General features: G+C 35.1%; 14 protein-coding genes. 12 read left to right on the top strand and 2 right to left on the bottom strand.

The window, feature by feature from the left end:
• The first annotated feature begins 1 nt into the window (after position 1).
• The 10 genes from PYW35_RS08620 (at position 2) to PYW35_RS08575 (ending at position 9,750) form a co-directional block, all read left to right on the top strand.
• The gene (locus PYW35_RS08620; RefSeq protein WP_103322854.1) at positions 2–1,207 is read left to right on the top strand and encodes a phage major capsid protein; all 1,206 of its coding nucleotides are present in this window, start codon (positions 2–4) and stop codon (positions 1,205–1,207) included.
• A gap of 15 nt (positions 1,208–1,222) precedes the next feature.
• Positions 1,223–1,408 (top strand): hypothetical protein, encoded by a 186-nt coding sequence (locus tag PYW35_RS08615; protein ID WP_103322855.1) that lies wholly within the window; start codon positions 1,223–1,225, stop codon positions 1,406–1,408.
• On the top strand, positions 1,402–1,686 hold the full coding sequence (locus tag PYW35_RS08610) for a hypothetical protein (protein ID WP_103322856.1): 285 nt from the start codon (positions 1,402–1,404) through the stop codon (positions 1,684–1,686). The genes PYW35_RS08615 and PYW35_RS08610 overlap by 7 nt, the downstream gene beginning before the upstream one ends.
• The gene (locus PYW35_RS08605; RefSeq protein WP_103322857.1) at positions 1,673–2,023 is read left to right on the top strand and encodes a phage head-tail adapter protein; all 351 of its coding nucleotides are present in this window, start codon (positions 1,673–1,675) and stop codon (positions 2,021–2,023) included. The genes PYW35_RS08610 and PYW35_RS08605 overlap by 14 nt, the downstream gene beginning before the upstream one ends.
• On the top strand, positions 2,020–2,415 hold the full coding sequence (locus PYW35_RS08600; protein ID WP_103322858.1) for a hypothetical protein: 396 nt from the start codon (positions 2,020–2,022) through the stop codon (positions 2,413–2,415). Before PYW35_RS08605 ends, PYW35_RS08600 begins: the two co-directional genes overlap by 4 nt.
• On the top strand, positions 2,415–2,810 hold the full coding sequence (locus tag PYW35_RS08595; RefSeq protein WP_103322859.1) for a hypothetical protein: 396 nt from the start codon (positions 2,415–2,417) through the stop codon (positions 2,808–2,810). Before PYW35_RS08600 ends, PYW35_RS08595 begins: the two co-directional genes overlap by 1 nt.
• 55 nt (positions 2,811–2,865) lie before the next feature.
• Positions 2,866–3,498 carry a major tail protein gene (locus PYW35_RS08590; protein ID WP_103322860.1) on the top strand — a complete coding sequence of 211 codons (633 nt, stop codon included), beginning with the start codon at positions 2,866–2,868 and terminating at the stop codon, positions 3,496–3,498.
• Between the two features lie 76 nt (positions 3,499–3,574).
• The gene (gene gpG, locus PYW35_RS08585; protein WP_103322861.1) at positions 3,575–3,889 is read left to right on the top strand and encodes a phage tail assembly chaperone G; all 315 of its coding nucleotides are present in this window, start codon (positions 3,575–3,577) and stop codon (positions 3,887–3,889) included.
• A gap of 95 nt (positions 3,890–3,984) precedes the next feature.
• Positions 3,985–4,131: a hypothetical protein gene (locus PYW35_RS08580; RefSeq protein WP_169925688.1), complete on the top strand. Its 147-nt coding sequence runs from the start codon at positions 3,985–3,987 to the stop codon at positions 4,129–4,131.
• A 39-nt stretch (positions 4,132–4,170) separates the two neighbouring features.
• Positions 4,171–9,750 (top strand): peptidoglycan DD-metalloendopeptidase family protein, encoded by a 5,580-nt coding sequence (locus PYW35_RS08575; RefSeq protein WP_103322862.1) that lies wholly within the window; start codon positions 4,171–4,173, stop codon positions 9,748–9,750.
• Here PYW35_RS08575 and PYW35_RS08570 read toward each other — a convergent pair.
• Positions 9,747–10,888, bottom strand: a protein-coding gene (locus PYW35_RS08570) for an IS3 family transposase (RefSeq protein ID WP_204107834.1) whose coding sequence is annotated in 2 segments (ribosomal slippage) — positions 9,747–10,618 and positions 10,618–10,888 — 1,143 coding nt in all. Because the reading frame shifts where the segments join, the coding sequence is not laid out codon by codon here. The genes PYW35_RS08575 and PYW35_RS08570 overlap by 4 nt on opposite strands.
• 298 nt (positions 10,889–11,186) lie before the next feature.
• Between PYW35_RS08570 and PYW35_RS08565 the strand changes: the two genes are divergently transcribed.
• Positions 11,187–21,017 carry a putative Ig domain-containing protein gene (locus PYW35_RS08565; protein WP_204107833.1) on the top strand — a complete coding sequence of 3,277 codons (9,831 nt, stop codon included), beginning with the start codon at positions 11,187–11,189 and terminating at the stop codon, positions 21,015–21,017.
• Positions 21,018–21,125: 108 nt separating this feature from the next.
• Here the strand turns inward: PYW35_RS08565 and PYW35_RS08560 are convergent.
• Positions 21,126–22,267 (bottom strand): IS3 family transposase gene (locus PYW35_RS08560; RefSeq protein WP_204107796.1). Its coding sequence is split into 2 segments (ribosomal slippage): positions 21,126–21,997 and positions 21,997–22,267, totalling 1,143 coding nucleotides; the frame shifts between segments, so codons are not numbered across the junction.
• A gap of 94 nt (positions 22,268–22,361) precedes the next feature.
• Between PYW35_RS08560 and PYW35_RS08555 the strand changes: the two genes are divergently transcribed.
• Entirely contained in the window at positions 22,362–23,906 is a 1,545-nt protein-coding gene (locus PYW35_RS08555; protein WP_103322830.1) for a phage distal tail protein, read from the top strand.
• Positions 23,907–23,908 lie beyond the last annotated feature (2 nt).

Raw genomic sequence — 23,908 nt, 5'->3', positions numbered from 1 at the left:
TATGGCAATTAACGATGTATTAGAAAAACAAAAGTTTCAAAACTCACAGGAGTTATTAAAAGAATTCGCTGAATTAAATCCAGAAGCAAAACAAGAGGACGTTGTAAAAGCGTACTCAAAATACATGAGTGCTTATACAGAAGATTTAACAAAAGCGTTAAAAGAAGAAATCAGACAAGAACAAGGTGACGTAGCAGTATTGAATAAACGTAGTGTGAACGCGTTAACTTCAGATGAAAAGAAATTCTACAATGCTTTAGTTTCTGAAGACCACGTTAACACAGATACAAACTGGAAAGATGGAGAGTTATTACCTGAAACAGTTGTTGACCGTATCTTTGAAGATATTGAAGCAGACCACCCATTATTAAAACACATCAACATTCAACGTTCTGGATTAAAAACACGTGTTATTCGTTCGAATACAGAAGGTCAAGTAGTGTGGGGAAAAATCTTCGGAGAAATTCGCGGACAATTAGAAGCAACATTCTACGAACAAGACATTTCACTTGGTAAAGCTACAGCATTTGTAGTTGTTCCTAAAGACTTAAAAGATGCTGGTGTACAATGGGTTGACCGTTTTGTACGCGCACAAATCAAAGAGGCGTTTGCAGTAGCAATTGAAAAAACAGCTATACAAGGTTTAGGTAAAGCACAATATCAACCTGTTGGATTAATGAAAGAAATTAATCGTACAAATGGTGCAGTTGCTGATAAAGTTGTTGCAGGTAACTTAACATTAGCAACACCTGAAACGGCTATAAAAGAAATTGGTAAGATTATTAGTAACTTATCAACTAAAGAGTATTACGACAAAGACGGTAATGTTAAAACATCTAAAGGTGCTAATGTGATTAACAACGTCGTTATCGCATTAAATCCAGTAGATTATATCTATACAGGCGTTGCGTTTATGCAAGTACACAATGGTGCATTTGTAAGCCCAATTCCATTCAATGTAACATTCGAACAATCTGAATTTGTCCCTGCTGGTAAAGCTGTTGCTTATGACAAATCACGTTACAATTTCTACGCAGGCAGTGAGGTTATCGTACGTACGTTTGACCAAACGTTAGCATTAGAAGATATGGATTTATATACTGCGAAACAGTTCTTATACGCAGAGCCTGATGATAACAAAACATCATTTGTATATGATGTAGACTTCTCATCACATGGTGCGCCTGTATCTACACCAGAAGCATAATAAGGAGGAACTCAAATGGCTAAATTTAAAGTTCTAAAAGAATACAAAGATAAAAAACTTAATAAGATTGTTAAAGCTGGAGAAGAAATCGACATCACAGTAAAACGTGCTGACGAAATCAACGAAGCTTTAAAATCTCATGATGGTCCTTTTGTTGAACGTGTTGAAGAACCTAAAGAAAAGAAGTTATCTAAATGGTAGAACAAGAACATGTTCAAGAATTTAAATCACGTAACAGAATATTTTATGATATGGAGGACGCGAGGTTAAAAAGAGACCTCGAGTTCTCTTATCAAGATATTCAAGACAAGTGTGGAGTGTTTAACATTAACGAAAGCTTTAAAGGTAGAGAACTTGTGTATGAACGTACGAGATATGAATTTAATGACTGTTTAGAAGACTTTTATGACAACTTTTTATCTGATATAGTTCAATTCCAATTAACGAATATGGAAGTGATAGAAGATGGCACAATATAATAGGAAATTTGTAACAGGCGGTCAAATGAGAACACCTGTTATTTTTTATGTCGTAAAACCGAGTGACGATTTTATGCCTGGTGAATCGGTCAGTGAAACCTATTACCAATGTTTTGCGAATGTATATCCACCTTCACAAAAAGATATGAACATGACAGATAACAAAGCAGTCGTCACAATGGTCACATACTACCCAGTAGGTTTAGAGATAACAGATGATATGAAATTCGAAATCGATTTACCTCGTTATAAAAGGAAACTATTCAACATTCACACTTTAGAAGACGATACCGATAATCATAGAAATATAAAAATTATTGGAGAATATTCTGAATGAGTGCAGAAATAAAAGGCACACGCTCAATGCTTGAAAAGATAAGGGCTAAATACGGTGAAACTAAAATGTTGAAAGCTCAAGATAGAGCATTGAGACGTGGTGCTCAATATTTTACCAGTGTGATGAAAGAAGAATTTGAAGTTTTCAGAGATACGGGGGCAACAATTGACGAAATGACCACAACTGAACCTTACTTCATACATGGTCAAGTTCGTATCATAAAAGTATATTGGAGCGGTTCTAAAAGTAGACAATCTATTATTCATATTAATGAGTACGGAAGTGTCAAAAATACCAATCCAAGAGGTAGAGGGGCTATCGCTCGAACGATGTATAGGACAGAAGAACCTTACAAAGATATTATCAGAGAAAGCTTGAGAGGAGACTTGTAATGTTAGACATGATTAATATCATTAAGACGCATTTATTAGAAAATGAAGTAATTGCTACGCATTGTACAGGTCGAATAAGAGCATACCATTATGATGAAACCTCTGATACAAAAGGACCTTACATCCTAATTAGCCCTTTAATGCCACCTCAACCTACAACATACGCAAGCGATAAGAACTTAACAACAGAATACCTATATCAAATAGACGTTCGTACAGATAGTGAAAAACAAGCTAAAATGCTATCTGAAGAAATTAGAAAAACAATGTTCACGATTGCCTTTAGGCAACAACGTGGTGGACTAGATGATTATGATCACACAGTAAAAAGATATTTAGATGCAAGAAGATATTTAGGTATGCCTTACACAATTGAGGGCTTACAAAATTTGTAGCTTTACGTGAGAAACGTAAGGCTATTTTTTATATAAAAATTAGGAGGAATAAAGAATGGGAAAATATAATGCTAACACTGGGTTAAGTGAAGTATGGTACTCGGTATTACAAAGTGAATCAGGAAGTGCGGTAACACTAAGTGATATCGACATGATTGATTACTTAAAAGAAATGTCATTTGAAGTTGGGGAAGAATTAACGCGTGGTTATGGTTCTAACAAAACGGCAGAGGTTGCTAAATCTGGTGGAGAACCTACGTTAAACTTAACGTTCCACAAATTACCTGTATCAGTACAAGAAAAGATTCTAGGCTTAACAAAACATGCAACAAATCAAAAAGTGTACGGTATGGTCGGAAGTAAGAAAATCGTTTATGTTGCACTTGCATTTGCGAGAACAATGGAAGACGGCTCAAAAGAATGGTTTGGATTTGCTAAAGGTGTATTCACTAAACCTAACAAAGAAGGACAAACAAAAGAAAATGACGTCGAATTTGGTCAAGATGAGATTGAAGGTCAGTTTATGGAACGCTATATCGACGGATTCGACGAAAAAGAAGCGGTTATCATGACTTATGATGAAGCGGGCGAAACTGATGGACGAGATACAGTGTTCGAATCAATCTTCGGTAAACCTTATCCAGGTATTATTGATGAGCCTGTAGTACCAACAGTACCAGAAGCTTAAAACATGAGGGCATAAAGCCCTCTTTTTATTTATGCGCATATTTAAAAAAACTACAAATCGAAAGAGGTAAATAAACATGACAAAATCAATTACTTTAGAAATTAATGGCGAAGAGAAAAAATACCATAGAGAAAACATTAAAGGTCGTCAAGCAAGAAAAGGTATTAATTTAACAATGAAAGTATCAGCATTAGCGAATGACATGAAAGTTGATGAAATAGATAAATTTGACGACCTACTCGATCAATGTGAAGAATTTATCGTTAATGATTTATATGGTAAACAATTCACTAAAGACGAGTTACTAGACGGTGTAGACGGAGATAAATATGTCGAGTTCTTAATGGAACAAGTAGCTGGAACTGATGAAACATCGGGAAAGAAAAAATAGATGATTCTGCTTTAACCGATGAAGATTTCACATATGAAAAACAAGCTGAATATATTGATTTAATTTATAAAAATTTACTTGAAGCAGATTGGAAAATGCCTGATATAGATAATACTGATATATATGAGTTGTTGAGAATCATGAACTCAACACCTTCTAAAGATTCTAATGTGAAAACAGTGAAAGCAAACGAAAGTTTAATTGGTGCAATTACAGGTACAGACCCTCGTAATACTGGTTAAACTTTTTTATTTGAATAAATTTAAGAAAGGAGGATTTACATGGCAGGAGAACATATTGATGGCTTTACAATTGATCTCGGAATAGATACATCCGATGTTGACAGAGGCATGGCTAATCTTCAACGTAAGTTAAAAACAGCTGATGCACAAATGAAAGCAAATTTATCTACATTCAATAAAGTTGAAAAATCAGTTGATAAGTTCGAGACACAATTAGATGGCTTGAATAAATCTATGACACAACAAGCAAGAGCCGTAGATAAATCAAAAGAAAAGTTGGATAAGTTAAAAGGCGCACAAGATAAAACGACAGAATCGCTTAAAAAAGCAGGTATTGAAGCAGACAAAGTGAAACAGAAACATGAACGTCTTACTAATGAATATGAAGATATTAACAAAGTGTTGAAAGAGCATAAAGCGAATGTGAAGTCTGCTCAAGATGCGCAAAAACAAATGCAAAATACGGTAACAGCATTAAGTGCTAAAACTAAAAATGCTAAAAGTTCATTAGATAGTTTAAGTAATGAATTAAAAGAATTAGAAAAAGATACTGCTGGAAATGCAGGAGAAATATCAGACCTCACTTTTGAAATAGGACGTGCAGAAAGAGAATATAAAAAGCTATCTACTTCACTAGATGGAGCAACACGTGATTTAAACGAATCTAAAGCAGCGACTGCGAGTGCAAAAAATGAGTTAGAAAATTTCAGCAATGCGAATAAAGAAGCGATGGCAAGCGCTAAAACTGCAATGTCCGAAGCTAAGAAACAAGCAGACAGTGCAGAAAGAAGTTATGCAAAGCTAAATAGAGAAGTAGGAGAACTTCCTTCTAAACTAGATAAAGCTGAAAAAGAAGTATACGAACAAGCACTTGCTTATAACGTACTTCAAAATCGTATTGATGAAACAACTGATGAATTAAAAGAATTGAATAGACAACAAACATTCTTCGGTAAAATGTCACTTGGTATAAAATCATTTGATGAACGTTGGCAAGCTGTTAATGCTAAGATCAATAAAATCGGCGATAGCTTCAGAAATGTCGGATATGTCGCACAAGGTGTTATTAACGGCATTCTTATTCAGAATATATCTACAATTATTCCGGTTGCTGGTGCTGCTACAAGTGCCGTTGCCGGTATTGGTGGTGCTGCAGTTGCTGCAGGTGGTGGCGCTATAGGTCTAGCAGGCGTATATGGTACGGCTCTCGGTGGTGTTTCAATATTTGCTGGAATGGCTGCATCTTCATTGAAACGTTTAGAAGATGGAACGCTTAAAATCACTGGAGAAGTTACAAGGTATCAAGGTGCTTTAGAATCGCTTAAAAATACATGGAACGGATTAGCTGACAGAAACCAAGCAAACATATTCAATACGATAACAAATGGTATTAGAATAGCCATTCTTTCGTTACAAAGATTAACACCTGCGATAGATAGTATTTCAGGTATCATCAGTAAAGCAACACTCAAAATGTTTGAGTGGGTACAAAACAGTAAGAACGCTAATCAAGTATTCACTGTTATTAATTCAACTGCGCCACCTATATTCCAAAATTTAGTTAACGCTATTATGAAAGTAACAGACGGACTAGCACATATGTTTGTACAGTTCGCACCGTTATTTACATGGGTAGGTACAGGTATTGAAAGTTTAGCAACTAAATTTAGTAAATGGGCGAACAGTGCAAGTACAGATTCAAGTACTGCTAAATTCATACAGTACACGAAAACGAATTTACCTATTGTAGGTGCGATATTCGGCAATATATTCGGTGGGATTATTGGATTAATTAAAGCGTTTAGTGGTCATTCACATACCGTTTTAATTGGCATGCAGAACGTTACTAAAACATTTAAAGAATGGGGTCAAAGCCTTTCAAGTTCTGATAAGTTTAAAGCGTTTATTGATTATTTAAATACGAATGGTCCGATAGTTTGGCAATTACTAAAAAATATTGGTTCTATATTAGTAGGATTAGTACAAGGTATGGCGCCTATCGGTGCAATAATGTTGAGAGTAACAACATCGATCACTGGATTTATTTCTAAAATAGTAAACTCAAGCCCTGCAGTAGGCGCGTTCATTGGTATTCTATCTGCAATTGTAGGTGGATTAATGGCATTAGTACCACCAATCGCTTTAGCACGTACTGTTTTTGGTGGACTAGGAGGTGCAGCAGTAGCCTCTGGTGGAAAAGTAGGCTTTATGAGTAAAGCTTTAGGTGTGTTACGCGGTGCCTTTAGATTACTATTAGGACCGTGGGGTCTTGCAATCGCCGCCTTAGTCGGAGGTTTTGTATTAGCGTATAAGAAATCAGAAACGTTCAGAAATACAGTGAATAGGGCTTTAGAAAGCGTTAAAAATACATTTAGTAATGTCGCTACTATTGTGAAGGGTTTCTTCCAATTATTTCAAGGAAATGGTCAAGATGGTGTAATAACATTATCTAAAATTTTACCACCTAACGTTGTTGTAGGATTGACTAATTTTGCTAACGCAGTTAAGACTAACTTTTTTATTGCGTTTAATGCGTTAAAAGCATTTGGCACTCAAGTATCCAACCAACTTTCTACAGCATGGGCTCAAATTAGTAACAGTTTTAAAAAATCAGTTGGCAACAATACTTCTGTAGTGAATAGTATTTATACAGTTATAAAAGTTGTGTTCACGAAAGTTTATCAATTTATCAATTGGATAATGCCTGCTTTAAAAATAATTGTAAAAAATAGTTGGCAAGGGATTAAACAAATTATTTCTGGTGCGCTCGATATTATTATCGGTGTTATTAAAGTGTTTTCAGTTATATTCACTGGAGATTTTAAATTAATGTGGTCGGGCATTAAGCAAATTTTCAGAGGTGCAATTAAGATTGTAGTTGGATTTATTAGAACGTCACTTGTCGGTCAAATAATAGCGTTAATACGTGGGTTTAGTTCTAACATAAAAGGCTACTTCTCAAAAATGTGGGCGACTGTTAAATCAATATTCTTTGCATCTGTAAACTATATTTATAAACAAGTGAGATTAAAATTCAATCAATTGTATAGATCAATTCGTGCAATATTTAGTAGTGTTTCTAAATATATTCGGGTTATTTGGTCGTCAATTAAAAAATCTATTGTGAAACTTGCAATAAGTATTTGGACGAACGTAAAATCTAAATTTAACGGATTGTATAAGTCAGTTAAATCTATTTTTAACAATGTATCTAAATTCAGTAAAACTGTTTGGAACAATTTAAAGAATGCGATTACTAAAACAGCGAGTAATTTATGGAAAAATATCAAGAATAAATTTAATGGATTATACAAATCTACACGATCTATTTTTAATAGTTTATCTAAATTCGCTCGTAATCTTTGGACTAATTTAAAGAACGCAATTACTAAGACGGCTCAAAACTTGTGGAATAATGTACGCAATAGATTCACAGGTATGTACAAATCAATTAGAACGATATTCACAAATGTCAAAAATAGTATGGTCAATAAATGGCGTGAAATTTCATCTTCCGTAACAGGCATTGCATCAAATATTTGGAAAAAAGTTGGCGGAACTTTCCGAGGTATGCGTGACGGATTGAAAGGTATTATAGGGAAAATTAAATCGCATATTAACGGTATGGTTACTTCTGTTAAAAAAGGTTTGAATAAACTAATTGAAGGTGTTAACTGGGTAGCAGGTAAAATTGGTATGGATAAATTACCGAAATTCAAACTATCAACAGGTACAACACATACACAAACAATCAACAGACAAGTTAAAACAACATCAGATGGACGATTAAAACAACCAACACGCGCTATTGTAGGCGACAGAGGTCGTGGCAATGGTCCAGGTGGTTTCAGAAATGAAATGATTGAATACCCTAACGGTAAATTTGCAATGACACCTAGCAAAGATACGGAAGTCATGTTACCTAAAAATGCAAGAGTGCATAACGGTACGGCAACATATAATGCGTTACAAGCACAACAAGCGCCTATGCCTAGATTTAGTACAGGAACATTGCCACGTTTTAAACTTGGTACGGTCACAGACGGATTAGTTAAAATTGGTTTAGGTGTTGAAAGTGGAAAAGCAAAAGCCAAGCAGAAAAAGAAAGAAGTTAAAGCAGGCGCGAAAGCAACAATTGACGGTGGTAAAAAATACGCCAAGAAGAAAACGGGCGAGGCATTAAGTTACGCAGGCGATAAAGCAGGCGAGGCTTTCGCGTTCGGTAAAGATATATATGATTGGGCAAGTAATCCCGGAAAATTAGTAAACAAAGTATTGTCTAAATTCGGAGTTAACTTCGACTTTGCTAAAGGTGATATTTTAGGCGGATTAATGAAAGCAGCATACAAGAAATTACAAGGCGGCGTATCTGATTTATTCGGTGGTTGGTTAGAAGATAGCGGCGGTGGCGACGGAAGTTCATTTATGAAATTTAAAGAAACGGTTGGCTACAGTCCTAACAAACCATTACCCGGATATCCATACAACGGTGGACGACATTGGGGACGTGACTATGCAACACCAATTGGAACGCCATTAGAGGCACCGACAAAAGGTACGGTTTCAAGACAACATGACCATGGTGGTGGATTAGTTGCAAGATTGGTAAACGGTAAGTTTGCACAATACTTCTTACACTTATCTAAAATTCTTAAAACTGGTCCTGTTAAAAAAGGTGAGAAGTTCGCAGAAACAGGTAATAGTGGCGCTTATACATGGGGACCACACGTACATTACCAAGTTGAGAAAGGGCCAACGCCAAGTATTTCTAATAGTAATACAATCGACCCACTTAAATTCCTAAAAGGAAGTGGTGGAGGTAATCACGGCAGTGGCAGTGGCGCAGCACGAAGTATTATTAAGAGCGCACAAAATATCATGGGCGGTAAGTTTAAATCCGGTTATGTAACAGAACAAATGATGAGATTAGCAAAACGTGAAAGTAATTATGACGTCAACTCAATCAACAATTGGGATAGTAACGCAATGGCAGGTAATCCATCACGTGGTATGTTCCAGATGATTAAAACAACATTTGATGCTTACAAAACTAAAGGACATGGTAACTATAAAAATCCTGTAGACCAAGCTACAGCTGTATTGAATTACATCAACAAAAAATATACACCACATTACGGATTTAACGGTGCTTTCAAACGTTCAGCAGATCGTGCATATGCTACTGGTGGACTTATCAACCAAAAAGGTATGTACAATCTTGCTGAAGGTGGTTTCCCTGAATATGTTATCCCTACAGACCCTAAACGTCGAACTGATGCTATGAAATTATTAGCATTAGCAGGACAAGATATTCAAAAAGGTAAAAACAAACGACCTAACCAATTGAAAACACCTAAGACTAATAATAGTGGTAGTGATGATACAGCTTTATTACTCAAAATGATTGAAGGTCAACAACAACAAATCGCTTTATTAGCTGAAATGGTTAAATCTAATCAAGAAATAGCAAGTAAAGATTATGAGCCTAGCATAAGCAAGTATCCTTTTGAAGAACAAGTAAAAGGTGTAATAGACAAATATGACAGAACAAAACAACGTGCAGGTAAATTCGGCACTGCACCCTTACTAAGGGAGCTCAATAAAAACACTATTTTCTAGGCTGCTAATTTCCTATATTCTATAGGGGATAAGTAGCCTAGTTTTTGTTGAATTCTAACTTTATTATAGTTTTCAATGTAATTTTCGACAATATCTATTACAATGGTATTAGAGCTTCTAAGCTCACTGTTTAAGTAGAATGTTTCACACTTTAGAGAGGCATGAAAACATTCCATTGGGGCATTATCAGCTGGCGTTCCCTTACGGGACATGCTTCTGGTAATGCCTTTTTCTGTACATAGGGCATAGTATTCATAAGAAGTATACACACTTCCTTGATCACTATGTAATATAGTACCTGGTTCCAATTGAAGTTGTTTTAATGTCTCATTTACTAATTCTTGATTTTGTTTATTACCGATTTTATATGCCACAATTTCACCATTGTAAGCATCCATGATAGATGAAAGATACAACATTGTATTCCCGAAGGGTAAATAAGTGATATCTGTTAAAAGTACTTCTAAAGGTTTCTCTGCTTTGAAGTTTCTATTTAATAGATTATGTGTTTTATAATATGCATTCCCTGGTCTTTTCGATTTTTTCATTCGTACTTTACAATTTAAATTATGTTTTTGCATAATCCTTTGTACTTTTTTGTGATTAATTGGTTTATTATTTTTTCTATTTAACAAGGCAGTTATTTTTCTATAACCATATGTAAAACGATGTTTCTTACATAGTTCTATAATTTCTCGTTCATCCTCAGATATACTGAAATCTTTGTTTTTCCATCTGTAATAATTTGATTTTGGAATATCTAAAGTTTCTAAAATGACTTTCACTGTATATTTAGATTTCAATTCATTTACTAATTCAACAACTACCTCTGGGACCACTTCCTTTCCAATTCCTTGTACTTTTTTAAAATTTCATTTTCTACTTCTTTGCGCTTTAATTCAATTTTTAGCGTCTCAACAGTACTCAATTCTTCATTTCCTTTTCCGTAGGAATATTGTTTACCTACTTGTTGATTGAATCTATGTGTTTCCCCATTTCTATACCATTTCCACCACACTTTAACTTGAGATTCATTTTTAATATTTAAAGCATCCATTATTTCTCTTGTACTATATCCTTTAAGTTTCATTTCTACTACTTTATATTTTGTTTCAACTGAATATGCCACTCTTTTCATAGAAAAAACACCTCCGTATAAATTCATTTTAATATGAATTCAACGAAAGTGTTTTTATTTTACTCCCACATCATGGGGTTAGCGCAAAAGGGGTTCGTTGGCTTTTTGATTTTAAGAATAAAATTTTGATTAATGAAAAGTTTAATAAATAAAATTTTTTTGTTTTTAAAATTGCTAATATTTAAATGTTATCTATGTAATAATTTCGAATTTACAAAAAAAGTATATTCACATCTTATTTTTTTTGTTACTATTATGCTAATTATTATTATATCCAAAATATGAGAGGAAGTATTTAATGTTTAAAAATAACAGATATTCTATTCGCAAATTTTCTGTTGGAACTGGGTCAGTAATCATTGGTGCAATGCTTTATTTGAGTACACCTAATATCGTAAATGCAGAAGAATCAAATGCATTAAAAGAAGAAAGTCAGAGTACAGAAACGACTACAAATACAGATTCAAATAAGAATATAGAAACATCAAATGAAACTGAAGTACCAAATTCAGTTGAAATACCAACTGAAGAATCGACTGAGAATTTGCCAACTGAAGAGAAAACAAATGATTCTACAGAAACAGCAGAAGATTCAACAACAGAAGAAAATACATCAGATTCAAATGCTTCAGGAGATAATACGACAGCAGAACCAAAAGAACAAAGTGATTTTACTATTGAACAAATTGATAATCAAACTGTGAATTCAGAAGACGCAATTAATCCAATAAGGATTAATGTGGAAGGTTCTGAGAATAATACAAATGAAGTCCGAGGATTACCAGATGGCCTTACATATGATTCAAATACTGATACAATTTCAGGCACCCCTAATACTCCTGGTAACTATATGATCACAGTTACTTCTAAAAATGATTCAGGCGTTCAAAAAGAGTCTACTTTTACCATTAATGTAGAAGAAGCTGAAAAACCATCAACAGAGGAACCACAAACAAACGATGACTCGAAATCAACTGAAGAAGATACGACTGAAGTGCCAACATCAGATGAACAAAAATCAGATGGAAATTCAAAAAGTGAAGATCCTAAAGAAGATAAAAGTGATACAACAGAGGAACCAAAATCAACTGAAGAAGATACAACAGAAGAACCAAAAACAGATGACAAAAAATCTTCAGAAGACTCAAAAGAAGCTGACGCAGATCAATTGAAGAATCCTTCTGAAGAACAAAAAAGTGATAAAGACTCAATAAAAGAACAACCAAAAGCTGACGACAAGAACTCATCAAAAGAAGATGCAAAAACTGATGAAAATTCAACGAATGAAGATTCTAATGAAAATAAAAAAGACACAACAGAAAAACCGAAATCAACTGAAGAAGACACAATAGAAGAACCATCAACAGGGGAACCATTAAATAATAATAATCAATCTGATAATGTTGGCAATGGTTTGTCTACAGGTGACTCTGAAAATGATAACAAAATAGACCCAAATGTTGATGCTACAGACTTAAAAACAACTAAGCCATTAACAGATAAAGAAAAAGAAGATATAGACCAGAAATCAAAAAATAAAAGTAAGACTGATAAAAATTTAAAAGCTTTAAGTGCATCTTCATCAAAAGTGGAAAAAGAAGCAACAAAAGCTGATGGTAGTCCATTGGGTGGAGATGATGTAAATAGCAAGATTAAATCTAGTAATGTTAAGTTTCAAGATGGTACTTGGAAAAAGGGTGCTGCTTTTGAAATAGGTTTTGATATTTCCATTCCAAATGATGTGAAAAGAAATGACTATTTTACTGTACATATACCTAAAGAGATTAATCCAACATCAGCAGATAGAGATAATGGCATACTATTAGGAAATGATGCAAATAGTATTTATGCAAAAGGTACTTATAATCGCTCCGATAATTCATTTACTTTCAAGTTTACAGATAATGTAGAAAAATATAAAAACAATAGTGCACATGTTGATTTCCTAGGTTTAATCAATTTTAAAGAAGCAACTAAAACAGATAACTATAACTTGAATTTAAAAATTGGTGATTCAGAATATAATGCTACAAGAAAAATTGAATATTCAACTGATGCACGAAATTTAGATTTATATCAAGATTCAAGTGTTCAAGAAAAAGTTGATGATCATAATCCATATAACACAACTTATACAGTAAACGGAAAAGCTAGAACTTTAAATAATGCCAAGGTTAAAATAACTCCATATAATGGTACTAAAAAGAATCCTGATGTAATTAGCCAATTTAATAAAGATATTACTAAAGTTCAAATTTTGAAAGTTACTGATAGGAATACATTGAATCAAAGTGGAAGTGATAAGAATGTCGCTTATGTAGATGTATCATCATCACATAATATAATCTTTAATAGTGACGGTACTATTAGTATAGATTTAGGAAATACTAATAGTACATACTTAATCGTAGTGAATTCTGAAACAAGTAAACCTTTTGTGCCTGAAACTTTTATAGAAGGTACAATACAATTAAGTGCAAGCAATGCTGCCACTGGAAGTAGCCAATCTAAAATAGGAAAAAGCAAACCTTCAAGTAATAACTCATCAGGTGTAATTGTTGATGACACAACTCCACCAGTTGTTGATAAAGTTAATAATCAAACAACAGAGGTAAATTCGGCAATAGATCCGATTGTTATCAATGCGAATGATAATAGTGGTGAAACAGTTCGAAATGACGTATACGGACTACCAGATGGTGTCACATATAATTCTGAAACGAATACAATTTCAGGTACACCAACAAAAGCAGGAACATATGAAGTAACTGTTATTTCGTCAGATAAAGTATATAACGAAATAGAAACGACATTTACAATCACAGTAGAAGATACAACAGCACCAACGGTAGATCCAATTGAAGATCAAACAACTGAGGTGAACACACCAATAACTGATGTTACTTTAAACGGTAAAGACAACAGTGGAGATGCAGTGACTCATAATGTAACTGGTTTACCAGACGGTGTGACTTACAATGAAGAAACAAATACAATTTCAGGTACACCAACAAAAGCAGGAAACTATAATGTGATTGTTATAACGAGTGATGATGCAGGCAACGAAACAGAATCAACATTTACGATCACAGTAGAAGATACGACAGCGCCTGATGTGGATCCGGTTGAAGACCAAACAACAGAAGTAAACACACCTATTAAAGATGTAACATTGAATGGTCAAGATAATAGCGGTCAACCAGTGACACATGAAGTAAATGGCTTACCAGAAGGTGTGACGTATGATCCAGAAACGAATACCATTTCAGGCACACCGACAACAGTAGGAAGTTACGACGTAACAGTAATTTCAACAGATGAGTCTGGTAATACAACAGAAACAACATTTACAATCACTGTTGAAGACACAACAGCACCTGATGTAGATCCAGTAGAAGACCAAACAACAGAAGTAAATACACCAATCAAAGATGTAACATTGAATGGTAAAGATAATAGTGGAAAGCCTGTCACACATGGAGTAAATGGCTTACCAGAAGGTGTGACGTATGATCCAGAAACGAATACAATCTCAGGTACACCAACAATGATAGGTAGTTACGACGTAACAGTAATTTCAACAGATGAGTCTGGTAATACAACAGAAACAACATTCACGATAACAGTTGAAGATACATTACCACCAACGGTAGATCCAATTGAAGATCAAACAACAGAAGTGAACACACCTATTAAAGATGTAACGTTGAATGGTAAAGATAATAGTGGAAAACCAGTGACACATGAAGTATCAGGGCTACCAGAAGGTGTGACGTATGATCCAGAAACGAATACTATTTCAGGTACACCAACAATGGTAGGTAGTTATGAAGTAACAGTAGTTTCAACAGATGAATCAGGTAATACAACAGAAACGACATTTACAATCACTGTTGAAGACACAACAGCACCTGATGTAGATCCAGTAGAAGACCAAACAACAGAAGTAAATACACCAATCAAAGATGTAACATTGAATGGTAAAGATAATAGTGGAAAACCAGTGACTCATGAAGTGTCAGGATTACCAGAAGGTGTAACATATAATCCAGAAACAAATACAATTTCAGGTACACCAACAAAAGCAGGAAACTATAATGTGATTGTTATAACGAGTGATGATGCAGGCAACGAAACAGAATCAACATTTACGATCACAGTAGAAGATACGACAGCGCCTGATGTGGATCCGGTTGAAGACCAAACAACAGAAGTAAACACACCTATTAAAGATGTAACATTGAATGGTAAAGATAATAGCGGTCAACCAGTGACACATGAAGTATCAGGGCTACCAGAAGGTGTAACATATAATCCAGAAACAAATACCATTTCAGGTACACCAACAACGGTAGGTAGTTACAATGTAACGGTTGTTTCAACAGATGAATCAGGTAATACAACAGAAACGTCATTCACAATAACAGTAGAAGATACAACAGCGCCTGATGTGGATCCGGTTGAAGACCAAACAACAGAAGTAAACACACCTATTAAAGATGTAACATTGAATGGTAAAGATAATAGTGGAAAACCAGTGACTCATGAAGTGTCAGGATTACCAGAAGGTGTAACATATAATCCAGAAACAAATACCATTTCAGGCACACCGACAACAGTAGGAAGTTACGACGTAACAGTAATTTCAACAGATGAGTCTGGTAATACAACAGAAACGTCATTCACAATAACAGTAGAAGATACAACAGCACCTGATGTGGATCCAGTTGAAGACCAAACAACAGAAGTAAACACACCTATTAAAGATGTAACATTGAATGGTAAAGATAATAGCGGTCAACCAGTGACACATGAAGTATCAGGGCTACCAGAAGGTGTGACGTATGATCCAGAAACGAATACTATTTCAGGTACACCAACAATGGTAGGTAGTTACAATGTAACGGTTGTTTCAACAGATGAATCAGGTAATACAACAGAAACGTCATTCACAATAACAGTAGAAGATACAACAGCGCCTGATGTGGATCCGGTTGAAGACCAAACAACAGAAGTAAACACACCTATTAAAGATGTAACATTGAATGGTAAAGATAATAGTGGAAAACCAGTGACTCATGAAGTGTCAGGATTACCAGAAGGTGTAACATATAATCCAGAAACAAATACCATTTCAGGCACACCGACAACAGTAGGAAGTTACGACGTAACAGTAATTTCAACAGATGAGTCTGGTAATACAACAGAAACGTCATTCACAATAACAGTAGAAGATACAACAGCACCTGATGTGGATCCAGTTGAAGACCAAACAACAGAAGTAAACACACCTATTAAAGATGTAACATTGAATGGTAAAGATAATAGCGGTCAACCAGTGACACATGAAGTATCAGGGCTACCAGAAGGTGTGACGTATGATCCAGAAACGAATACTATTTCAGGTACACCAACAATGGTAGGTAGTTACAATGTAACGGTTGTTTCAACAGATGAATCAGGTAATACAACAGAAACGTCATTCACAATAACAGTAGAAGATACAACAGCGCCTGATGTGGATCCGGTTGAAGACCAAACAACAGAAGTAAACACACCTATTAAAGATGTAACATTGAATGGTCAAGATAATAGCGGTCAACCAGTGACACATGAAGTAAATGGCTTACCAGAAGGTGTGACGTATGATCCAGAAACGAATACCATTTCAGGCACACCGACAACAGTAGGAAGTTACGACGTAACAGTAATTTCAACAGATGAGTCTGGTAATACAACAGAAACAACATTCACGATAACAGTTGAAGATACATTACCACCAACGGTAGATCCAATTGAAGATCAAACAACAGAAGTGAACACACCTATTAAAGATGTAACGTTGAATGGTAAAGATAATAGTGGAAAACCAGTGACTCATGAAGTATCAGGGCTACCAGAAGGTGTGACGTATGATCCAGAAACGAATACAATTTCAGGTACACCAACAAAAGCAGGAAACTATAATGTGATTGTTATAACGAGTGATGATGCAGGCAACGAAACAGAATCAACATTTACGATCACAGTAGAAGATACGACAGCGCCTGATGTGGATCCGGTTGAAGACCAAACAACAGAAGTAAACACACCTATTAAAGATGTAACATTGAATGGTCAAGATAATAGCGGTCAACCAGTGACACATGAAGTAAATGGCTTACCAGAAGGTGTGACGTATGATCCAGAAACGAATACCATTTCAGGCACACCGACAACAGTAGGAAGTTACGACGTAACAGTAATTTCAACAGATGAGTCTGGTAATACAACAGAAACAACATTTACAATCACTGTTGAAGACACAACAGCACCTGATGTAGATCCAGTAGAAGACCAAACAACAGAAGTAAATACACCTATTAAAGATGTAACGTTGAATGGTAAAGATAATAGTGGAAAACCAGTGACTCATGAAGTATCAGGGCTACCAGAAGGTGTGACGTATGATCCAGAAACGAATACAATTTCAGGTACACCAACAAAAGCAGGAAACTATAATGTGATTGTTATAACGAGTGATGATGCAGGCAACGAAACAGAATCAACATTTACGATCACAGTAGAAGATACGACAGCGCCTGATGTGGATCCGGTTGAAGACCAAACAACAGAAGTAAACACACCTATTAAAGATGTAACATTGAATGGTCAAGATAATAGCGGTCAACCAGTGACACATGAAGTAAATGGCTTACCAGAAGGTGTGACGTATGATCCAGAAACGAATACCATTTCAGGCACACCGACAACAGTAGGAAGTTACGACGTAACAGTAATTTCAACAGATGAGTCTGGTAATACAACAGAAACAACATTTACAATCACTGTTGAAGACACAACAGCACCTGATGTAGATCCAGTAGAAGACCAAACAACAGAAGTAAATACACCTATTAAAGATGTAACGTTGAATGGTAAAGATAATAGTGGAAAACCAGTGACTCATGAAGTATCAGGGCTACCAGAAGGTGTGACGTATGATCCAGAAACGAATACAATTTCAGGTACACCAACAAAAGCAGGAAACTATAATGTGATTGTTATAACGAGTGATGATGCAGGCAACGAAACAGAATCAACATTTACGATCACAGTAGAAGATACGACAGCGCCTGATGTGGATCCGGTTGAAGACCAAACAACAGAAGTAAACACACCTATTAAAGATGTAACATTGAATGGTCAAGATAATAGCGGTCAACCAGTGACACATGAAGTAAATGGCTTACCAGAAGGTGTGACGTATGATCCAGAAACGAATACCATTTCAGGCACACCGACAACAGTAGGAAGTTACGACGTAACAGTAATTTCAACAGATGAGTCTGGTAATACAACAGAAACAACATTTACAATCACTGTTGAAGACACAACAGCACCTGATGTAGATCCAGTAGAAGACCAAACAACAGAAGTAAATACACCTATTAAAGATGTAACGTTGAATGGTAAAGATAATAGTGGAAAACCAGTGACTCATGAAGTATCAGGGCTACCAGAAGGTGTGACGTATGATCCAGAAACGAATACAATTTCAGGTACACCAACAAAAGCAGGAAACTATAATGTGATTGTTATAACGAGTGATGATGCAGGCAACGAAACAGAATCAACATTTACGATCACAGTAGAAGATACGACAGCGCCTGATGTGGATCCGGTTGAAGACCAAACAACAGAAGTAAACACACCTATTAAAGATGTAACATTGAATGGTCAAGATAATAGCGGTCAACCAGTGACACATGAAGTAAATGGCTTACCAGAAGGTGTGACGTATGATCCAGAAACGAATACCATTTCAGGCACACCGACAACAGTAGGAAGTTACGACGTAACAGTAATTTCAACAGATGAGTCTGGTAATACAACAGAAACAACATTTACAATCACTGTTGAAGACACAACAGCACCTGATGTAGATCCAGTAGAAGACCAAACAACAGAAGTAAATACACCAATCAAAGATGTAACATTGAATGGTAAAGATAATAGCGGTCAACCAGTGACACATGAAGTATCAGGGCTACCAGAAGGTGTGACGTATGATCCAGAAACGAATACTATTTCAGGTACACCAACAACGGTAGGTAGTTACAATGTAACGGTTGTTTCAACAGATGAATCAGGTAATACAACAGAAACGTCATTCACAATAACAGTAGAAGATACAACAGCGCCTGATGTGGATCCGGTTGAAGACCAAACAACAGAAGTAAACACACCTATTAAAGATGTAACATTGAATGGTAAAGATAATAGTGGAAAACCAGTGACTCATGAAGTGTCAGGATTACCAGAAGGTGTAACATATAATCCAGAAACAAATACCATTTCAGGCACACCGACAACAGTAGGAAGTTACGACGTAACAGTAATTTCAACAGATGAGTCTGGTAATACAACAGAAACGTCATTCACAATAACAGTAGAAGATACAACAGCACCTGATGTGGATCCAGTTGAAGACCAAACAACAGAAGTAAACACACCTATTAAAGATGTAACATTGAATGGTAAAGATAATAGCGGTCAACCAGTGACACATGAAGTATCAGGGCTACCAGAAGGTGTGACGTATGATCCAGAAACGAATACTATTTCAGGTACACCAACAATGGTAGGTAGTTACAATGTAACGGTTGTTTCAACAGATGAATCAGGTAATACAACAGAAACGTCATTCACAATAACAGTAGAAGATACAACAGCGCCTGATGTGGATCCGGTTGAAGACCAAACAACAGAAGTAAACACACCTATTAAAGATGTAACATTGAATGGTAAAGATAATAGTGGAAAACCAGTGACTCATGAAGTATCAGGGCTACCAGAAGGTGTGACGTATGACCCAGAAACGAATACTATTTCAGGTACACCAACAATGGTAGGTAGTTATGAAGTAACAGTAGTTTCAACAGATGAATCAGGTAATACAACAGAAACAACATTTACGATAACAGTTGAAGATACATTACCACCAACGGTAGATCCAATTGAAGATCAAACAACAGAAGTGAACACACCTATTAAAGATGTAACATTGAATGGTCAAGATAATAGTGGAAAGCCTGTCACACATGGAGTAAATGGCTTACCAGAAGGTGTGACGTATGATCCAGAAACGAATACTATTTCAGGTACACCAACAATGGTAGGTAGTTACAATGTAACGGTTGTTTCAACAGATGAATCAGGTAATACAACAGAAACAACATTCACAATAACAGTAGAAGATACAACAGCGCCTGATGTGGATCCGGTTGAAGACCAAACAACAGAAGTAAACACACCTATTAAAGATGTAACATTGAATGGTAAAGATAATAGTGGAAAACCAGTGACTCATGAAGTATCAGGGCTACCAGAAGGTGTGACGTATGACCCAGAAACGAATACTATTTCAGGTACACCAACAATGGTAGGTAGTTATGAAGTAACAGTAGTTTCAACAGATGAATCAGGTAATACAACAGAAACAACATTTACGATAACAGTTGAAGATACATTACCACCAACGGTAGATCCAATTGAAGATCAAACAACAGAAGTGAACACACCAATCAAAGATGTAACATTGAATGGTAAAGATAATAGCGGTCAACCAGTGACACATGAAGTAAATGGCTTACCAGAAGGTGTAACATATAATCCAGAAACAAATACAATCTCAGGCACACCGACAAAACCTGGTGAATACACTGTTACAGTTGTAACTAGAGATAGTGAAGGCAATGAAACAACGACAAAATTCGTTATAATTGTAAAAGATGATTCATCAAATGATGGTAACAATCCAGGCGATGATGAAGATGACGACAACTCAGGAGATAACGGAGACGATTCATCAAACGATGGAAACGACAACTCAGGAGATAATGGAGACGATTCAACAAACGGTGGAAACGACAACTCAGGAGATAATGGAGACGATTCAACAAACGGTGGAAACGACAACTCAGGAGATAATGGAAACAATTCATCAAATGATGGGAATGATTCTAAAGAATTGCCAGATACAGGTGAACAGGATAAAAACTTAACTTTATTTGCATCTGTTATTGCGTTATTTGGTGGAATTTTAACATTTAGAAGAAAGAAAAAAGATTCTAAGACCGATAAGTAAAATAGTTAGAATCTTAACTAAAAGATAAACATTTTTAAACACAAAAGGACTGATAAGAAAATTTGGCACTGCACCCTTACTAAGGGAGCTCAATAAAAACACTATTTTCTAGGCTGCTAATTTCCTATATTCTATAGGGGATAAGTAGCCTAGTTTTTGTTGAATTCTAACTTTATTATAGTTTTCAATGTAATTTTCGACAATATCTATTACAATGGTATTAGAGCTTCTAAGCTCACTGTTTAAGTAGAATGTTTCACACTTTAGAGAGGCATGAAAACATTCTATTGGGGCATTATCAGCTGGCGTTCCCTTACGGGACATGCTTCTGGTAATGCCTTTTTCTGTACATAGGGCATAGTATTCATAAGAAGTATACACACTTCCTTGATCACTATGTAATATAGTACCTGGTTCCAATTGAAGTTGTTTTAATGTCTCATTTACTAATTCTTGATTTTGTTTATTACCGATTTTATATGCCACAATTTCACCATTGTAAGCATCCATGATAGATGAAAGATACAACATTGTATTCCCGAAGGGTAAATAAGTGATATCTGTTAAAAGTACTTCTAAAGGTTTCTCTGCTTTGAAGTTTCTATTTAATAGATTATGTGTTTTATAATATGCATTCCCTGGTCTTTTCGATTTTTTCATTCGTACTTTACAATTTAAATTATGTTTTTGCATAATCCTTTGTACTTTTTTGTGATTAATTGGTTTATTATTTTTTCTATTTAACAAGGCAGTTATTTTTCTATAACCATATGTAAAACGATGTTTCTTACATAGTTCTATAATTTCTCGTTCATCCTCAGATATACTGAAATCTTTGTTTTTCCATCTGTAATAATTTGATTTTGGAATATCTAAAGTTTCTAAAATGACTTTCACTGTATATTTAGATTTCAATTCATTTACTAATTCAACAACTACCTCTGGGACCACTTCCTTTCCAATTCCTTGTACTTTTTTAAAATTTCATTTTCTACTTCTTTGCGCTTTAATTCAATTTTTAGCGTCTCAACAGTACTCAATTCTTCATTTCCTTTTCCGTAGGAATATTGTTTACCTACTTGTTGATTGAATCTATGTGTTTCCCCATTTCTATACCATTTCCACCACACTTTAACTTGAGATTCATTTTTAATATTTAAAGCATCCATTATTTCTCTTGTACTATATCCTTTAAGTTTCATTTCTACTACTTTATATTTTGTTTCAACTGAATATGCCACTCTTTTCATAGAAAAAACACCTCCGTATAAATTCATTTTAATATGAATTCAACGAAAGTGTTTTTATTTTACTCCCACATCATGGGGTTAGCGCAATTCAGACCTGCATATTAAGGAGGTTTTTATTATTGAAACAATAATCGTAAATGGTAAAAAACTTCCATGGTTAGAAGTTGAAAGAGGGTTTAATATACCCTCTTTTAATTTTGTTACTGAACGAGAAAAAATAAATGGAAGACCAGGAAGTGTTAAGAAGTCTAGACAATTAGATGAATACGAAATAGAAATACCAATACTTGTGAGAAACGATTATTTATCAGATGGTGGTATTAAAGACCATGACGAAATCTCACAAGAAATAATTAAATTTGTAAACTATGATGAACCCATCACTTTTCGTTTCAGTTCCCAAAGTTGGTATTGGAATGTACAAATAGATGGACCTATTGAAATACCTTTAAATACAGAAGGGCAAATCATACAATTTACCTTGAAAATTATTCTTACTGATCCTTATAAGTATTCAACAAATGAATATACAAACACTGCAATATCTGATGAAGTAGCAATAGTGAATAAAGGGACGGCTGATACACCAATTGTTATTGAAGCAAGGGCAATAAAAGATAGCACAAACTTTATGATTGCAAAAGGTAAAGATGGCGTAGCTGAAGATTATTTTATGATTGGTAAGTCGGAAGACGCCAATAAAGTAAATAAAGACGAAGAACCTATTTTATTTAATGATGAATTTCATACAGGTATTGGTAATTGGGCTTATGTTGCAGCGAACACGTCGTTTGGTAATAAATTAGACGGTGGGGATGCAAATGGGGGACGTTTTGGTGTTTCGGAATTAAAGGATAGTATTTATCCAAGTAACTATGGAACAACAATTTCAACGAATTGGCACGGTGCAGCGATATATAAATCACTTGGTAAAAGTTTAGGAGATTTAAGAGTGAAATTTAAAGTACTTGTAAGACATCATGCAGATACAGGTCCTGGCAAAGGATTTACTTATATATTAGATGAGAAAAATAGAACATTATTCAGTATTGGTTATGTTAATACTTCTACAAGTCGTAACTTTGGACAAATCATTGCATATGCTTATAACGAGCATGGTGAGGCACAACGTATTTATACAAGAGAAACGCCTTTTAAGTATTTGAAAATTGATAATATGCATGTGTTCATGACATTGGAACGTAAAGGTAATGAAATATATATCGAAACTTGTAAGTACGATTATGCTAAAGACAAAGGACGTAGAAAGCCTTTAGATAAGCATTCCAGAACTTATACAGATAGCGGTAACTTTTATCAACGCAAAGTACGCATCAGTCAAATGTATGTTGGTAAATCTGCTAAATATGAAAAGAGATTGTATGTCAATATATTAGGGTATTCCATTCAGGAATTATTGCCTAAACAATCGGATGTTACACCAATAGTGATACGTACAGGAGATTTAATTGTAATCGATACAGGACAAAATCTTGTCACGCTAAATGATGAGAGTGTTTTGAAAATGAAAGACTTCGGTTCAAATTATTTTAATATTGATAGTGGTTCGTCAGAATTAGTTATAGATCCACAAGGTAAGTTTGATACAAAAATTATATGGCGAGATAGATTCTTGTAGGG

The sequence above is a fragment of the Mammaliicoccus vitulinus genome, from assembly GCF_029024305.1.
Taxonomy (GTDB): domain Bacteria; phylum Bacillota; class Bacilli; order Staphylococcales; family Staphylococcaceae; genus Mammaliicoccus; species Mammaliicoccus vitulinus.
The sequence above is the reverse complement of the archived record's forward strand: the minus strand, read 5'-3'. Positions and strand labels throughout refer to the sequence as shown.

Excerpts from the sequence above, each read along its gene's own strand:
- PYW35_RS08620 (WP_103322854.1), top strand. The coding sequence starts at position 2 with ATGGCAATTAACGATGTATTAGAAAAACAAAAGTTTCAAAACTCACAG.
- PYW35_RS08615 (WP_103322855.1), top strand. The coding sequence starts at position 1,223 with ATGGCTAAATTTAAAGTTCTAAAAGAATACAAAGATAAAAAACTTAAT.
- PYW35_RS08610 (WP_103322856.1), top strand. The coding sequence starts at position 1,402 with ATGGTAGAACAAGAACATGTTCAAGAATTTAAATCACGTAACAGAATA.
- PYW35_RS08605 (WP_103322857.1), top strand. The coding sequence starts at position 1,673 with ATGGCACAATATAATAGGAAATTTGTAACAGGCGGTCAAATGAGAACA.
- PYW35_RS08600 (WP_103322858.1), top strand. The coding sequence starts at position 2,020 with ATGAGTGCAGAAATAAAAGGCACACGCTCAATGCTTGAAAAGATAAGG.
- PYW35_RS08595 (WP_103322859.1), top strand. The coding sequence starts at position 2,415 with ATGTTAGACATGATTAATATCATTAAGACGCATTTATTAGAAAATGAA.
- PYW35_RS08590 (WP_103322860.1), top strand. The coding sequence starts at position 2,866 with ATGGGAAAATATAATGCTAACACTGGGTTAAGTGAAGTATGGTACTCG.
- gpG (WP_103322861.1), top strand. The coding sequence starts at position 3,575 with ATGACAAAATCAATTACTTTAGAAATTAATGGCGAAGAGAAAAAATAC.
- PYW35_RS08580 (WP_169925688.1), top strand. The coding sequence starts at position 3,985 with ATGCCTGATATAGATAATACTGATATATATGAGTTGTTGAGAATCATG.
- PYW35_RS08575 (WP_103322862.1), top strand. The coding sequence starts at position 4,171 with ATGGCAGGAGAACATATTGATGGCTTTACAATTGATCTCGGAATAGAT.
- PYW35_RS08565 (WP_204107833.1), top strand. The coding sequence starts at position 11,187 with ATGTTTAAAAATAACAGATATTCTATTCGCAAATTTTCTGTTGGAACT.